Annotated in this window: 11 protein-coding genes; 7 read left to right on the forward strand and 4 right to left on the reverse strand. The window is 65.4% G+C overall.

Annotated elements, in window-relative coordinates; translation table 11 throughout:
- Positions 1 to 4 precede the first annotated feature (4 nt).
- The 7 genes from nirB to HHL21_RS02335 all read left to right on the forward strand — a co-directional run bounded on the left by nirB (position 5) and on the right by HHL21_RS02335 (position 11,990).
- Positions 5 to 2,539, forward strand: coding sequence for a nitrite reductase large subunit NirB (gene nirB / locus HHL21_RS02305; protein WP_169463620.1), 2,535 nt, complete (start codon positions 5 to 7; stop codon positions 2,537 to 2,539).
- Between the two features lie 13 nt (positions 2,540 to 2,552).
- Positions 2,553 to 2,900: a nitrite reductase small subunit NirD gene (gene nirD / locus HHL21_RS02310; RefSeq protein ID WP_169463621.1), complete on the forward strand. Its 348-nt coding sequence runs from the start codon at positions 2,553 to 2,555 to the stop codon at positions 2,898 to 2,900.
- Positions 2,897 to 4,126, forward strand: a complete 1,230-nt coding sequence (locus HHL21_RS02315) for an NAD(P)/FAD-dependent oxidoreductase (RefSeq protein ID WP_169463622.1) — start codon at positions 2,897 to 2,899, stop codon at positions 4,124 to 4,126. The genes nirD and HHL21_RS02315 overlap by 4 nt, the downstream gene beginning before the upstream one ends.
- Before the next feature lie 12 nt (positions 4,127 to 4,138).
- Positions 4,139 to 6,838: a nitrate reductase gene (locus HHL21_RS02320; RefSeq protein ID WP_169463623.1), complete on the forward strand. Its 2,700-nt coding sequence runs from the start codon at positions 4,139 to 4,141 to the stop codon at positions 6,836 to 6,838.
- A gap of 87 nt (positions 6,839 to 6,925) precedes the next feature.
- Complete coding sequence (locus HHL21_RS02325; RefSeq protein ID WP_169463624.1) at positions 6,926 to 8,020, forward strand: DUF3667 domain-containing protein; 1,095 nt, start codon at positions 6,926 to 6,928, stop codon at positions 8,018 to 8,020.
- A 177-nt stretch (positions 8,021 to 8,197) separates the two neighbouring features.
- Complete coding sequence (locus HHL21_RS02330) at positions 8,198 to 8,971, forward strand: hypothetical protein (protein ID WP_206085510.1); 774 nt, start codon at positions 8,198 to 8,200, stop codon at positions 8,969 to 8,971.
- A 100-nt stretch (positions 8,972 to 9,071) separates the two neighbouring features.
- The gene (locus HHL21_RS02335) at positions 9,072 to 11,990 is read left to right on the forward strand and encodes a putative bifunctional diguanylate cyclase/phosphodiesterase (RefSeq protein WP_169463625.1); all 2,919 of its coding nucleotides are present in this window, start codon (positions 9,072 to 9,074) and stop codon (positions 11,988 to 11,990) included.
- Positions 11,991 to 12,005: 15 nt separating this feature from the next.
- Here HHL21_RS02335 and HHL21_RS02340 read toward each other — a convergent pair whose 3' ends face one another.
- The 4 genes from HHL21_RS02340 to HHL21_RS02355 all read right to left on the reverse strand — a co-directional run bounded on the left by HHL21_RS02340 (position 12,006) and on the right by HHL21_RS02355 (position 15,265).
- Positions 12,006 to 13,349, reverse strand: coding sequence for an erythromycin esterase family protein (locus tag HHL21_RS02340; protein WP_169463626.1), 1,344 nt, complete (start codon positions 13,347 to 13,349; stop codon positions 12,006 to 12,008).
- Between the two features lie 8 nt (positions 13,350 to 13,357).
- Positions 13,358 to 13,999 (reverse strand): hypothetical protein, encoded by a 642-nt coding sequence (locus HHL21_RS02345; protein ID WP_169463627.1) that lies wholly within the window; start codon positions 13,997 to 13,999, stop codon positions 13,358 to 13,360.
- Between the two features lie 12 nt (positions 14,000 to 14,011).
- Positions 14,012 to 14,698: a phosphoribosyltransferase gene (locus HHL21_RS02350; protein ID WP_169463628.1), complete on the reverse strand. Its 687-nt coding sequence runs from the start codon at positions 14,696 to 14,698 to the stop codon at positions 14,012 to 14,014.
- 90 nt (positions 14,699 to 14,788) lie between these two features.
- A complete protein-coding gene (locus HHL21_RS02355) occupies positions 14,789 to 15,265 on the reverse strand; it encodes an Hsp20/alpha crystallin family protein (RefSeq protein ID WP_169463629.1) in 477 nt (158 codons plus the stop codon).
- Positions 15,266 to 15,392 lie beyond the last annotated feature (127 nt).

The raw sequence follows: 15,392 nt of genomic DNA on the forward strand, positions 1-15,392 counted from the left end.
GGATATGAACATCATCGTCATCGGTCACGGCATGGTAGGCCACAAATTCCTCGAAAGCCTGCTGGACAGCGGCGCGCCCGCACTGCACGTCACCGTGCTGTGCGAAGAGCCGCGCCCGGCCTACGACCGCGTGCACCTGTCCGAATTCTTTGCCGGTAAGACGGCGGACGACCTGTCGCTGGTCAAGCCAGGCTTCTTCGATCGCAGCGACGTCACGCTCAGGCTGAATGCCCGCGCGGTGAGCATCGACCGCGACGCGCGCACCGTCACCCTGGCCGATGGCGAGGTGCTCGGCTACGACAAGCTGGTGTTCGCCACCGGCTCCTACCCGTTCGTGCCGCCGCTGCCGGGCAAGGACCGCAAGGACTGTTTCGTCTACCGCACCATCGAAGACCTCGAAGCGATGCGCGAATGCGGCGCCCGCTCGAAAACCGGTGTGGTGATCGGCGGCGGCCTGCTCGGCCTCGAATGCGCCAAGGCGCTGCGCGACCTTGGCCTCGCCACCCACGTGGTCGAATTCGCGCCGCGCCTGATGGCGGTGCAGGTCGACGACGGCGGCGCGCGCATCCTGCGCACGCGCATCGAAGGACTGGGCGTCACGGTGCACACGCAGAAGAACACCCTTGAGATCATCGACGGCGAGAACGGCACGCACCGCATGCAGTTCGCCGACGGCAGCGTGCTGGATGCCGACATGATCGTATTCTCGGCCGGCATCCGCCCGCGCGACCAACTGGCACGCGGCTGCGGGCTGGCCATCGGAGCGCGCGGCGGCATCGCCATCGACAACAGCTGCCTGGCCTCCGACCCGGACATCTACGCCATCGGCGAGTGCGCCGCATGGAACGGCACCGCCTTCGGCCTGGTCGCGCCGGGCTATGACATGGCGCGCGTCGCCGCCCGCCACCTGACTGGCGGTGCAGGCGAATTCACCGGCGCCGACATGAGCACCAAGCTAAAGCTGATGGGCGTCGACGTGGCCAGCATCGGCGACGCGCACGGCATCGCCGCCGGCAGCCGCTCCTACCAGTTCACCGACGAGCGCAAGCAGGTCTACAAGAAAATCGTCGTGTCCGAATGCGGAAAATACCTGCTCGGCGCCGTGATGGTCGGCGACGCGTCCGAGTACGGCACGCTGCTGCAAATGATGCTCAACAAGATCACGCTGCCGGAAGCGCCCGAGTTCCTGATCCTGCCGCAGGCCGATGGCAAGGCGCGGCCGATGCTGGGCGTCGACGCGCTGCCGGCAGCCGCCCAGATCTGTTCGTGCAACGACGTGTCGAAAGGCGCGCTGTGCGAGGCGGTCTGCTCCGGCGCCACCACCATCGGCGCGCTGAAAAGCTGCACCGGCGCGGGCACCGCGTGCGGCGGCTGCGTGCCGCTGGTGACGCAGGTGATGAAGGCGGAGATGAAAAAGCAGGGCCTGGCCGTCAACAACCATGTGTGCGAACACTTCCCCCACACGCGCCAGGAGCTGTACCACATCGTCAAGGCCGGCAAGATCAGGACCTTCGCGGCATTGCTGGAGCAGCACGGCAGCGGCCTCGGATGCGACATCTGCAAACCGGTGGCGGCGAATATCCTGGCCTCGACCTGGAATGACTTCGTTCTGACGCCGGTCCACGCGAGCCTGCAGGATTCGAACGACTACTTCCTCGGGAATATCCAGAAGGACGGCACCTACTCGGTGGTGCCGCGCATGCCGGGCGGCGAAGTCACCGCCGACGGGCTGATCGCGGTCGGGCAGGTGGCCAAGAAGTACGGCCTGTACACCAAGATCACGGGCGGCCAGCGGGTCGACCTGTTCGGCGCGCGGGTCGACCAGCTTCCGCTGATCTGGGAGGAACTGATCGCCGCCGGTTTCGAATCCGGCCACGCCTACGGCAAGTCGCTGCGCACCGTGAAATCGTGCGTGGGCTCGACCTGGTGCCGCTACGGTGTCGACGACAGCCTTGGCTTCGCGATCCGGCTGGAGAACCGCTACAAGGGCCTGCGCACGCCGCACAAGATCAAGTTCGGCGTGTCGGGCTGCACCCGCGAGTGCGCAGAAGCGCAGGGCAAGGACGTCGGCCTGATCGCGACCGAAGCCGGGTGGAACCTTTACGTGTGCGGCAACGGCGGCATGAAGCCGCGCCACGCCGAACTGATCGCCACCGGACTGGATGAAGAAACCGTGGTGCGCTACGTCGACCGCTTCCTGATGTTCTACGTGCGTACCGCCGACCGCCTGCAACGCACCAGCGTCTGGCGCGACAACCTCGAAGGCGGGCTCGAATACCTGCAGGACGTCGTCGTCAAGGACAAGCTGAATATCGCCGCCGAACTGGAAGCGGACATGCAGCACGTTGTCGATACCTATGCCTGCGAATGGAAGAGCGCCGTCAACGACCCGGAAACGCGCAAGCGCTTCCGTCACTTCGTCAACAGCGACCAGCCCGACCAGAACGTCGTGTTCATGCCTGAACGCGGCCAGATTCGTCCGGCCACAGTGGAAGAGCGCAAGCGCGTCATTCCAATCGCCGTCAAACAATCCGCCTGACCAGGAGAGTGCCATGCACCGTGATATCCAACGACAGAACTGGACCGCGATCTGCCAGATCGACGACATCGTGCCGGACACCGGCGTGTGCGCGCTGGTCAACGGCGAGCAAGTGGCCGTGTTCCGCGTCGTATCCGGCGAACAGCGGGTTTTTGCGATCGGCAACTTCGACCCGAACAGCGGCGCCGCCGTGCTGGCGCGCGGCCTGGTCGGCAGCGTCGGCGAGCGCATCGTGGTCGCGTCGCCCATCTACAAGCATCACTTCGATCTTGCCACCGGCGAGTGCCTCGAAGCGCCCGAGCATTCGGTGCCGCGCTACCAGGCGCGCATCGAGTCCGGAACGGTGTGGGTAGGAGCATGAACACGGGCGCGGCAAAGCCATCGCTGGTCGTCATCGGCAATGGCATGGCCGGCATGCGGACCGTCGAAGAGCTGCAAAAGCTGGCGCCGGACCGGTACGGCATCACCGTGTTCGGCGCCGAACCGCATGTGAATTACAACCGGATCCTGCTGTCGCCTGTGCTGGCCGGCGAAAAAATGGCAGAGGATATCGTGCTGCACCCGCGCGAGTGGTACGACGAACACGGAATTACGCTGCATTCGGGCGACCCGGTCGTGCGCATCGACCGCATCCGCCGCACCGTGCATTCGCAGTCGGGCCGCGAAGTGCGCTACGACCGCCTGCTGCTGGCGACCGGTTCGCGTCCGTTCATCGTGCCGGTGCCGGGCCACGAGCTGCCTGGCGTGGTCGGTTTCCGCGACCTCGATGACGTCGACACGATGCTGAAGGCAGCCACCATCGGCCGCCATGCGGTGGTCATCGGCGGCGGCGTGCTGGGACTGGAAGCGGCCAACGGGCTGAAACGGCGCGGCATGGACGTGACGGTGGTGCACGCTACCTGCAGCCTGATGAACCAGCAGCTCGACAAGCACGCTTCGCTGCTGCTCAAGGGCGCGCTGGAAGACAAGGGCCTGCGCTTCATGCTCGACGCGCATACCACCGAAATCACCGGCGCGGGCCGGGTGGCAGGCGTGCGTTTCCGGGACGGCAGCGAGATCCCGGCCGACCTGGTCGTGATGGCGGCCGGCGTGCGCCCGAACATCGCGCTGGCGCGCGACAGCGGCCTGCATTGCGACCGCGCCATCGTCGTGGACGACACCTTGCAGACCTACGATCCGCGCGTGTACGCGGTGGGCGAGTGCGTCCAGCACCGCAGCGCCACCTTCGGGCTGGTCGCGCCGATCTGGGAACAGGCCAAGGTCTGCGCCGCCCACCTGGCGGGCGCGGGCCACCGCCGCTACGTGCAGGAAGCCACCGCGACGCGCCTGAAAGTGACCGGCGTCGAGCTGTACTCGGCGGGCGATTTTGCCGGCGGGGACGGCAGCGAAGACCTGGTGCTGCGCGATCCGCGCCGCGGCGTCTACAAGCGGCTGGTCTTGTCCGGCAACCGCCTGAGCGGCGCGGTGCTGTACGGCGACGTGCAGGACGGGCCGTGGTACTTCGACCTGATCCGCGGGGGCGCCGACATCGGCCCGATCCGCAGCCGCCTGCTGTTCGGCGAAGCGCTGTGCGCGCAGGCCGCCTGACCAGGATATGCGATGAAGATCTCTCCCATTCCCCTCGCCGTGCGCACCACCTGCGCATACTGCGGCGTCGGCTGCGGCGTGCAGGCGACACCGCAGGCCGACGGCAGTATCGGCGTCAAAGGCGACCCCGCGCACCCCGCCAACAACGGCAAGCTGTGCGTCAAGGGATCGGCGCTCGGTGAAACCCTTGGACTCGAAGGCCGGCTGCTGCACCCGCAGGTGCGCGAGGACGGCGCGATGCGCCGGGCGTCGTGGGACGAGGCGCTCGAACGTGTCGCCAGGGGCTTCAGCGACATCATCGCCGAGCATGGCCCTGGTTCGGTGGCGCTGTACGTATCGGGCCAGCTGCTGACCGAAGACTATTATGTCGCCAACAAGCTGATGAAGGGGTACATCGGCACAGCCAACATCGACACCAACTCGCGCCTGTGCATGTCGTCCTCGGTGGCGGGGCACAAGCGCGCATTCGGCGCCGACATCGTGCCGGGCTGCTACGAAGACTTCGACCTGGCCGACATGGTGGTGCTGACGGGTTCGAACGCGGCCTGGTGCCATCCAGTGCTGTTCCAGCGCATCGCCAGGCTGAAGGAGCGCCGCCCGGAGGTGATGGTGGTGGTGATCGACCCGCGCCGCACCGCTACCTGCGAACTGGCAGACCTGCATTTGCCGGTCAAGCCGGGCACCGACGTGTGGCTGTTCAACGGTCTGCTCAGCTTCCTCGCGCGCGAAGGGGCGATGGACGCGCCCTACATTGATGGCCGCACCACGGGGCTGGCGGAGGCGCTGGCCGTGGCAAACGCCGATTGCGCCGACCCGATGGAAGTGGTGCGCATCTGCCGCGTCGAGCCGGCCAAGCTGTTGGCGTTCTACCGCGCGTTCGCGGCGACCGCCAAGGTCGTCACGGCCTATTCGCAGGGCGTCAACCAGTCCTCGGCCGGTACCGACAAGGTCAACAGCATCATCAACTGCCACCTTGCCACGGGCCGCATCGGCAGGCCGGGCATGGGACCGTTTTCGCTGACCGGCCAGCCGAATGCGATGGGCGGTCGCGAAGTCGGCGGGATGGCCAACATGCTGGCCGCGCACATGGACCTCGACAAACCGGAACACCGCGATCTCGTGCAAGGCTTCTGGAACTCGCCGCGCATCGCCGACAAGCCGGGCCTGAAAGCGGTCGACCTGTTCCACGCGATCGAAGCGGGCAAGGTCAAGGCGGTGTGGATCATCGGGACCAACCCGATGGTCAGCCTGCCGGACGCCAACCAGGTCCAGCGCGCACTGGAAAAGTGCGAGCTGGTGGTGGCGTCCGAGATCATGGCCAGTACCGATACGACCGCGTTTGCCGATGTCCTGCTGCCGGCCCTTGGCTGGGGCGAAAAGGACGGCACCGTGACCAACTCCGAACGCTGCATCTCGCGCCAGCGCGCCTTCCTGCCAGCGCCAGGCGAGGCGCGGGCGGACTGGAAGATCCTGTGCCAGGTTGCGCAGCGCATGGGCTTCGATGGCTTCGAGTTCGGCGCGCCGCACGAGATCTTCGATGAGCATGCGCGCCTGAGCAGCTGGCGCAACGGCGCGGACGAGGGCGGCGTCAAGCGCGCGTTCAAGCTCGAAGGCCTCGCCGGCCTGGGCGCGCACGATTACGATACGCTCGACCCGGTGCAGTGGCCGGTGCTGCGTGGCCCCGGCGGCGCGGCTGTCGGCACCGCCCGCATCGACTGCGGCGGCAAGTTCGTGGCGACGGCGCCGCGCGGCCCGGTGCATGCGGCCAGCGCGGAATATCCGCTGGCGCTCAACACCGGCCGGGTGCGCGACCAGTGGCACACGATGACGCGCACCGGCAAGGCGCCGCGCCTGGCAGGGCACGTACCCGAGTCGTTCGTCGACCTGCATCCGCATGACGCGCTGCTGTATGGCGTGCGCGAGGGCGAATTGGCGCGGGTGTCGAGCGCCTGGGGCTCGATGGTGGCGCGGGTCCAGCTTGGCGGCGGAATAACACGCGGGTCGGTGTTCGTGCCGATCCACTGGAACGGGCAGACGGCGTCCGACGCCCGTGTCGGCGCGCTGGTCAGCCCGGCGGTCGATCCGGTGTCGGGCGAGCCTGAATTCAAGCACACGCCGGTCATGGTCGAACATTTCGGCGTGTCGTGGCACGGCTTCCTGCTTACGCGCCGCGAGCTTGCGCTGGACGGCGTCGCCCACTGGACGCGGATCCAGGGCAGCGGCTTCGCCCGCTACGAACTGGCCGGCCGCACCACCATCGCCGCGCGCGGCGCGTGGGCGCGCTCGCTGCTTGGCGTGGGCGAAGGCGAGGACTGGCTTGAATACGAGGACCGCGCGGACGGTGTCTACCGCGCCGTCCACCTGGTCGACGACCGCATCGAACAATGCGTGTTCGTCTCGGCGCGGCCCGACCTGCCGTCGCGCGCCTGGCTGGCCGGGCTGTTCGACCTCGAGACGATCGGACGCGAGGAACGCGCCGGCCTGCTGGCCGGCCGCTCGCTGGGCAAGACGGTCGATGCCGGACCGACGGTATGTGCCTGCTTCGGCGTCGGCCGCAATACCTTGTACGAGACGATCCGCTTTCGCAAACTGACAGAAGTGAGCGAGGTGACCGCATGCCTGAAAGCGGGCGGCAACTGCGGCTCCTGCGTTCCCGAGATCAAGTCACTGCTGGTCGAGGCAAGGATGGCCGAGGATATGCTGGAGGAGTAAGGTCGAAAGCCGTATAGCCGGCATGGTGAAAATGCTACTATCTCAGCCATAAAAAAACAGGCATGAGCCTTTTCACCAGGGACCAGAATGAATGCAGACATCGAAACGGCCGGCGCGTTGGTAACGGCCGGCCTTGCGGCACACGAGATCGATACCGGCGGCGCGGCGCCGGGAGCGCATGGCGCCGCATGCGCCAACTGCGCGACAGCGCTGGCGGGAAGCTTCTGCCACGCGTGCGGCCAGCGCAGCCACCTGCACCGGTCGCTGGCCCACTTGGGCGAGGAAGTCTTGCATGGCATCCTCCATTTCGACGCCAAGGCATGGCGCACCTTGCCGCTGCTGATCGCAAGGCCAGGCCAACTGACGCGGCGTTACATCGACGGCCAGCGCACGCGCTTTGTGTCACCGCTCGCGCTGTTCCTCTTCATGATTTTCTTCCTGTTCTTTATCGGCACTTACTTCAGCAAGGGCAATGTCAATATCGGCAAGCCGGAAAGCGCCGAGCAAGCGCGCGCGGAAAGCGAGGCGGAGACGGAGAGGGCGCGGTCCGGGTTGGCGAGGGCGGAGGCGGCGCTGGCTGCAGCGCGCCGTGCCGGCGCCGATACCAGCGGCGCGGCCGACGATGTCGTGCAGGCGCGTTCCGATCTCGCGGACTCTGCGCGGGCAGCGACGGTCATGGCACTGGCCGGGGAGACGCAAAAGTTCGGCGAGCGCATCGAGGATGGCGGACCCGGCGAGTCGATAAATTTCAAAACCGGGATCGCGTTTATCGATAGCGTGATCGCGCACGCCACCAGAAACCCGGCACTGGCCATTTACAAGCTGAAGAACACCGCATACAAGTTTTCATTCCTGTTGGTGCCGATCTCGCTGCCGTTCCTGTGGCTGATGTTTTTCTGGCGGCGGGGCGTGACGATGTACGACCACGCCGTGTTCTCGCTCTATTCGCTGTCGTTCATGTCGCTGCTGTTCGCCGTGCTGTTCGTCCTCAAGTTCGCGGGATTGTCTGGGGTAGTGCAGTTCATGCTGGTTACCGTGCCGCCGCTTCACATGTTCCTGCAACTGCGGGGCGCGTATGGACTGACCAAGCGCCAGGCATTGTGGCGTACCGTCGTGTTGCAGAGCGTCGCCGCGACAGTCTTCCTGTTGTACCTGGCGCTGATCCTGTTCCTTAGCATGTAGGCAAGGCCTCGGGAATTTTCGGCAAATGTTTAGTGATTCCTTAATGCAACATTGTAAAATGTGTAGACTTTCAATAAACAGAAGGGGAAAAGTCCATCTCCTTGTTGTTTAGAAATCATCGCGAAGTTTGATAATTCATAAACGCACTTCCCATTTATGAATTAAAGGAGCCTCGCCATGGAGCAGTCCCAAACCCTTATTTCCCGCCCACTGGGCTTCGCTCCTGACGCTCCGGTCGCGATGAAAAGCGAACGCCTGCCGTTCACGATCAAGCGCGTGCGTACCGAAGAGGACCTGATGAAGGCGGTCAAGATCCGCCACGCGGCGTACGCCCGCCACCTGCCGGAGTTTGCCCGCAGCCTGGTCGAGCCGGAAGAGTGCGACTTCGACACCGACTCGGTAGTGCTGCTGGCTGAATCCAAGCTGGACGGCTCGCCGATCGGCAGTGCGCGCATCCAGACCAACTTCCACCAGCCGCTGCATGTGGAAGAGTCGGTCGAGCTCCCTATGTGGCTGCTGACGCGCCGGCTGGCGGAAGTGACCCGCCTGGGCATCGACGAAGGCCGTATCGGCCGTTTAGTCAAAGTGGCGCTGATCAAGGCGTGCTTCGAGTATTGCGAGCAGAACAAGGTTGAATGGGCAGTCGTTACCGGCCGCACGCCGATCGACCGCCAGTACGAACAACTGTTGTTTTCCGATGTATTTCCAAACCGCGAACTGATTCCGCTGCGTCACGTCGGGAATATGCCGCACCGCGTCATGGCGTTTGAGATCGAAACCGGCGAAGAGCGCTGGACGGCCGCCAAACATCCGTTGCTCGGCTTTTTCCGCCATACCCACCACGCCGACATCGACATCGGCGCACCCGCGACGCCGCAGTTCGCACGCGCTGCGGCACCTTTAGTCACCAATCCGTCCGCAGAAGTGGTGACCGACGGTATTTTTGCGTAAAGATTTCATGACGGTCTATGAATGAACATGTATCCTTGTAGGAATATTACCCCCCGCCCGTTTAGAATGGCGGCGGTTAACCTGCAGTTGGAACTAGTTCATGTCAAAGCCGTCCTTCACTTTACGCACCATCATCCCGAGGCGCGCCCAGCGAGCCCTCGAGACGGTGTTGCGCGCCTTGTCCCTGTACATGGTGCCGCTGGGGATTGTGGTGCTGTCGCTGGTGGCCTTGTTCTCATGGGACAGCCACTACACGGTTCACGACGACAAGATCCTCCAGCTGCGCGTGCTGCCCGAAACCGGCGCGCCGCTGACGCCGGCCCAGGCCCTGGCTGCCCTCAGGGAAAAGCCGGCGCTTTCCTTCAGCGACACCAAGCTGTCCGAAGCGCCGCGCTGGTTCAGTTTTAATACCCTCGCGGCGGATGGCGATGTGCCGGTTGTGGAGTTTCCTTCGCGTCACTCGATCAAGCTGGCATGCTGGGACGCGGTCTCGCTCAGCCCGCTCGGCAAATCCACCCGCAGCCAGTCCGAAGGCGCGATGTCGCCGGTGAAGTCCGGATTCGCGCTCGCGCTCGACAATACTCCATCGCAGATCCTGTGCCGCGGCACCTTCGTCGGACCGGCACGCATGACCGTGCTGCAATGGCCTGCCGACCAGCTGAGCCGTTCGGTGGAACAGTACCATCGCAAATCGGGCCTGCTCGACGGCGGCATGATCGTGCTGACCCTGTTCGTGCTGACGACCGCGCTGATCAACCGCCAGGGCCTGTATGTGTTGTTTGCCGGCTGGCTGATCATGAACCTGCGCGTCGGCGCGCTGTCCGCCGGCTGGGATACGCAATGGCTGGGGCAGGTCGTCCCGGCCGAGTGGCTCCTGCTGAGCCGGTCGGTATCGATTGCGCTGTACGCGATTGCCACCCTGACCTTGTACCAGACCCTGTTCCGCAAAGACCTGGCACGCTCACGCTTTGTCGCGCCGCTGCAGGTCATGGAGTGGCTGTGCCTGCCGCTGCTCATCGCGGCGTTCATCATGCCGTACAGTATGTTCCTGCCGTTAATGTGGGGCGTGACCGGGTTCGGTTTGCTGTGGATGACGATGGGCCTGGTCAGCATTATTTTGCAGTCGCACACCCGGGTCGCGTTCTGGTTCGCGGCGTCGTTTGCGGTGACCTTCGTGTCCGGATTCGCGGAACTGATTTCCGCCGCGCTGGGCATGCGCGAAGTGCTGGGCATCGTCAACAGCGTGACCGCCGCGCTGGCGTCGAGCCTGCTGGCCGCGCTGGCCGTGGCCGAGCAGATGCGGCTGGAAACGGAAAAGCGCATCGCGGCGCAGGCCGAACTGCAGCACGCCTACGAGGCGATGCCGGTCGGCCTGTTCACGCTCGACGTCTACGGGCAGTTCCTCAGTGCCAATCCGGCGGTCAACAAGATGCTGGGCATGGATGTGGTGCCGGGCCGCACCCGCTGGAAGCAGTTCTTTGCCGACGAAGTCTGGCGCCAGCTGCACGACCAGGTCCATAGCGCCGCCGATGCCGAACTGGAAATCCAGAACCGCGAAGCCAGCCGCCGCTTCCTGGTGCGCGCCACCCTGGCACGCAACCGCATCGAGGGCGTGCTGCAGGATATTACCGAACAGGCCAAGGCGACCGAGCAGTTGCTGTTCATGGCGAACAACGATCCGCTGACCAAGATCTTCAACCGGCGCGGCATCGAGCGCATGTTCGATACCGCCGCCGTGCAGCTGGCCGGCGGCAAGCCGCTGGCGCTGGCCTACCTCGACCTCGACCGCTTCAAGCTGATCAACGACCTGTTCGGCCACAACGCCGGCGATGAAGTGCTCAAGCAAGTGTGCGAACGCATCTCGATGATGCTGGCCGGCGGCCAGCAAGTGGGCCGGGTCGGCGGCGACGAGTTCGTGATCGTCATGCCGGACACGACCATCCCGCTGGCCTCGCTGATCTGCCGCGGCATCGTCGACCGCATCAGCGCCACGCCTTACCGCGTCGGCGACAAGGCTTTCCACGTGCGCGGTTCGATCGGACTGATCGAAGTGAGCCGCGGCATGCCGATGAAAGATGCGATCTCAACAGCCGACCGCGCCTGCCGCGAAGCCAAGGGCGGCCATTCGGAAGGCCTGGTCGTGTACGAGCGCAACGCGTCGGCATTCTTCGAACGCGAGGCCGAGCTGAACCTGGTGGCGCGCCTGGCCGCGCCGAATGCGACCGACGGCATGTTCCTCGAAATGCAGCCGATCATGTCGCTCAAGGCACCGGCGGAATCGCTGAACTTCGAGGTGCTGCTGCGCATGCGCGATCCGAACGGCAAGATCATGCCGGCCGGTCCGATCATTTCCGCGGCCGAGAAGAGCGGACGCGCGGGCGTGATCGACCGTTGGGTATTGGCGTCGACGCTGGCGTGGATTGCCCAGAACATCGAGTCGCTCTCGAATACCCAGTTCGTCTGCATGAACCTGAGCGGCGCGTCGCTGAATGACGAAAGCTTCGTGCAGGATACGTTCGACGTGCTGGCGCGCTATGTCCATGTGGCCAACAAGCTGTGCATGGAGATCACCGAAAGCGTGGCGCTGCACGATCTCGACAACACGCGCCGCTTCATCGACCAGGTCCGCAACTTCGGCGTCAAGGTCGCGCTGGACGATTTCGGCGCTGGCTACACCTCATTCTCGTACCTCAAGGAACTGCCGGCCGACGTGCTGAAAATCGATGGCAACTTCATCGTCAACATCAACGCGCACCCGGCCAACGTCGCGATTGTCGAAGCGATCGTCAACCTTGCGGCCAACCTCGGCATGAAGACGATCGCCGAATGGGCCGAAGACTGTGCGACGGTGGAGACGCTGGCGGACATCGGCGTCGATTACGTGCAGGGCTACGCCATCGCGCGCTCGATGGCGCCTGAGCGGTTGCTGTCGGGCCAGTCGTCGGCCGCCTTCATCGCCGATGACGACGTCGCGAAACTGGTCGCCTCGCTAAGTAGCCAGCGCTCGCTGGCGGCGTAAGCACGTAAGCGGCCGTTACACGCCCTCCGGGTACGTCTCCGGCGCCTCGCCTCCGGTCGGCTTGCTGACCGTCTCGAGCGGCACCACCGCCGTGGTCCGGTCGAAGTGGAGCATCGCATCGAACTGGCGCGGCAACTGGGCATGGAAATAATGGCTCTGCCGCTCGGTTTTGGGCACGTATAGCACGCCGATCGCGCGCTGCAGCCTGTGCTCCATCAGCGCCGCGCGCACCAGGCCATCGATGCGCAGGTCGAGCATGAAGCGCTCGATCCCAACGTCGTGGAACAATGCTTCATAACTGTCGGGCAGCGCCGCCCGCACCTGCTTGCGTTCCGCGCGGCCGCCCCATTCGGACGCCGCGGTGACGGTGCCGTCGTAGGTGGAGAAACCGATCAGCCGCGTCTGGTCGCCATGCCGCTCGCGCGCCAGCTGGCCCACGTTCCACTCCCCGAGCTTGCCGGCTTCGGTCGCGCGGGCGTCGCCGATATGCGAATTATGTTCCCACACCACCACCTTGGCCTGGGTGCCGGTTTGCGCGCCCACATGGCCGATCAGCGCGTCGAGGGTGTCGGCCATGTGCTGGTCGCGCAGGTTCCATGACGACACGCGGCCGCGGAACATCGTGCGGTAGTAGGCCTCGGCATTGATCACCAGCCGGGCGTTCTGCTGCGCGTAGAAGTAGGCATCGTGCGCGTTGGCCGTGTCGCGCTGCATGTACTCGAGCGCGCGCTGCTGCAGCGCCTGCAGCTGGGCGATCACCGCGCCTTCGCAGGATTCGGAGACGCCGACGCCGGCCGCGTAGGCGTAGCGTTCGCTGTCATCCTGGTAGTGGTCGAAGCAGGCGTAGCGCGCCTTGGCCGCGGCTGCGCCGGCCGGGTCGACCTGCTCGAGGTAGCGCAGCACCTCATCCATCGACGTGAACAGGCTGTACAGGTCGAGGCCGTAGAACCCGACCTTGTCGTCCGCCTCGAACCCGTCGTTATACGAGCGCAGCCAGGTCACGAAATCGACCACGGCGGTGTTGCGCCACATCCAGCTGGGGAAGCGCTGGAAGCCTTGCAAGGACTGCACAGCGTCGCTGTCGTCGCCCTGGTCGCGCACGAAGCGGTTGACGCGGTAGGCGTCCGGCCAGTCGGCCTCGACGGCGACTGCGTTGAAGCCTTTTTCCACGATCAGGCGCTGGGTGATGCGCGCCCGTTCCTCGTAAAACTCGTGGGTGCCGTGGGTCGCTTCGCCGAGCAGGACGTAGTTCGCTTCGCCGACCATGTCGAGCAGCGGCGTGTAGTCGTCCGCCCCGCCGGTGAGCGGGACGGCGGCTTTCGCTATTGCTGCAGCCAGGGGGGATGCCCGGTGCAACATGGCCGATCCTAGTGCAGGAAGCGGCCGTGCCAGCTGCCTTCGCGCGCCGCATCGGACGGAATGGCGCCGCGCTCGTCCACCGTCTTCATGCGCGCGGCATCCACCACGCGGTGACGGCCGACCAGCTCCCTGATCGGGCGGTTGCTGGCGCCGCGGGTCAGCAGGGTAAGCCCGGCCAGGCCGGCCAGGATCGCGATCGGCGAGCGCGAGGCCAGCGCGTACAGCCCAAGCGCGCCGCCGCCGAGGACCGCGGCGCTGCGGGTACTGGCCGGCCACGGGCCGCGCGAGGCTTCCAGCAAGGGTTCGATGGCGTCGCCGGCCCGGTGCAGCGAGTCGCGCAGCGTGGTTTCGGCCGAGTGCAATGCATCGGATGCGCGCCCGGACATTTGCTGGCCGGCTTCCGACGCGCGCTGCGCCAGGCCGGAGGCGTAGCCGCGGGTGCTGTCATAGCTCGGGCCTTCGCCGATGCTGCGCACGACCCGTTCGAACACATCGCCGGTATCCTTGCCCAGATCGCGCAGCTTTTCGCCCGACTGCGCACGCCGCGGCGCGCCGCGTTCCGGATCCCGCATGTACATCACCAATGCGCCAACGGCGGCGAAGCCCAGCCACTTGCCCCACTCGATGTTCTGGTCAGTCAGTTGCCTCATGCTGTACTCCTGTTATGGGTTATTCATGGGCGCAGGCGTACCGGGACGCTCGCGCCAGGCGAGAGCCAGCAGGTCCTGGACCTCGGCGTCGCTGGTCTGGCCGAACTCGCGGTACCACTGGCTGACGGCCGAGAAGAACGGCGGCCTGCTCAGGCAGACCAGTTCGTCCACTGCGCGCTCCAGCGCATTGCAAGTGTCCCGCGCACCGACGGGCACGGCGACGACGACCCGTGCCGCACCAAGTTTATGCGCGATCCGGATCGCGGCGCGCATGGTTGAACCGGTAGCGAGGCCGTCGTCGACCAGCAGCGCGATGCGGCCGCTGAGTTGCAACGGTGCATGCGCACCCCGGTACTGGCGCTCGCGCCGGTCGATTTCCTTGAGCTCGCGGCTGCTGATGGCCTCGATTGCCAGCGGCGCCACGCCGTACTCGTCGATGACATCCTGCTGCAGCACGCGCACGCCGCCGGCGCCAATGGCGCCGATCGCGAATTCCTCATGTCCGGGCATGCCGAGCTTGCGGACGATCAGGATGTCGAGCTCAAGGCCGAGGTGGCGGGCGACTTGGTAGCCGACCGGCACCCCGCCGCGCGGCAGGGCCAGCACGATTGCGCGCGGGTCATGCGCATACGCCGGCAGCTCCTTCGCCAGCAGCTTGCCCGCGTGCGCGCGGTCCTTGAAGTCACTGGTGCTGGACATGGATATTCCTCCCCGTGCGGCACGCCCGCTGTGTGCAAAATTGCGGCACTGCGCGAGCAGGAGCGTCCTGCCTGCGCATGCGCCGGTGTTCTACTGGACCGTCAGCCTGGTGGCGGCGCCGGCCTGCTTCTTCGGCAGCGACAGGGTCAGCATGCCGTTTTCAAGATGGGCCTGGGCAGCTGCCTCGTCGACCTCGGTCGGCAGGGAGAACGAACGCATGTACTTGCGGGCGCTGTGTTCGGAGTACACCACGTTCTCGCCTTCGCGCTCCTCGGTATCGCGCTTGCTTTCCGCTTCGATGGTGACGCGCTGGTTTTCAACCGACACCTTGACGTCCTCTTTCTTCACGCCTGGCATTTCGGCTTCGATCTCAAACGACTTTTCGGTTTCGCGCACATTGATGCGCGGGGTGGCGACGCCTTCGCCGGCCCACTGGGACATTTGCTGGCCCGTCGTGAATGGGGCGAACATGTCTTCGACCATGCTCTCGACCATGCGGCCGAAGGGGTCGTCAAGGGTGCGCGGGCGATACGCTGCCAGCGGTGACGGACGACGGATGAGGTTCATTGTCGACTCCCTGAATGAATGATTGCTTGATGGATAAAAAAGGGCGCGAACGGCCCGCGCTCCTTCTCAATTTATAGGGCGGTGGAGGGCAAATTACAAGCAAGCCGGTGCGGCTCGACAGGACGCT

The organism is Massilia polaris (assembly GCF_012927275.1).
Taxonomy (GTDB): Bacteria; Pseudomonadota; Gammaproteobacteria; order Burkholderiales; family Burkholderiaceae_D; genus Telluria_A; species Telluria_A polaris.

Excerpts from the sequence above, each read along its gene's own strand:
- HHL21_RS02340 (WP_169463626.1), bottom strand. The coding sequence starts at position 13,349 with ATGTTGCACCGGGCATCCCCCCTGGCTGCAGCAATAGCGAAAGCCGCC.
- HHL21_RS02345 (WP_169463627.1), bottom strand. The coding sequence starts at position 13,999 with ATGAGGCAACTGACTGACCAGAACATCGAGTGGGGCAAGTGGCTGGGC.
- HHL21_RS02325 (WP_169463624.1), top strand. The coding sequence starts at position 6,926 with ATGAATGCAGACATCGAAACGGCCGGCGCGTTGGTAACGGCCGGCCTT.
- HHL21_RS02350 (WP_169463628.1), bottom strand. The coding sequence starts at position 14,698 with ATGTCCAGCACCAGTGACTTCAAGGACCGCGCGCACGCGGGCAAGCTG.
- HHL21_RS02335 (WP_169463625.1), top strand. The coding sequence starts at position 9,072 with ATGTCAAAGCCGTCCTTCACTTTACGCACCATCATCCCGAGGCGCGCC.
- HHL21_RS02330 (WP_206085510.1), top strand. The coding sequence starts at position 8,198 with ATGGAGCAGTCCCAAACCCTTATTTCCCGCCCACTGGGCTTCGCTCCT.
- HHL21_RS02315 (WP_169463622.1), top strand. The coding sequence starts at position 2,897 with ATGAACACGGGCGCGGCAAAGCCATCGCTGGTCGTCATCGGCAATGGC.
- nirD (WP_169463621.1), top strand. The coding sequence starts at position 2,553 with ATGCACCGTGATATCCAACGACAGAACTGGACCGCGATCTGCCAGATC.
- HHL21_RS02320 (WP_169463623.1), top strand. The coding sequence starts at position 4,139 with ATGAAGATCTCTCCCATTCCCCTCGCCGTGCGCACCACCTGCGCATAC.
- nirB (WP_169463620.1), top strand. The coding sequence starts at position 5 with ATGAACATCATCGTCATCGGTCACGGCATGGTAGGCCACAAATTCCTC.
- HHL21_RS02355 (WP_169463629.1), bottom strand. The coding sequence starts at position 15,265 with ATGAACCTCATCCGTCGTCCGTCACCGCTGGCAGCGTATCGCCCGCGC.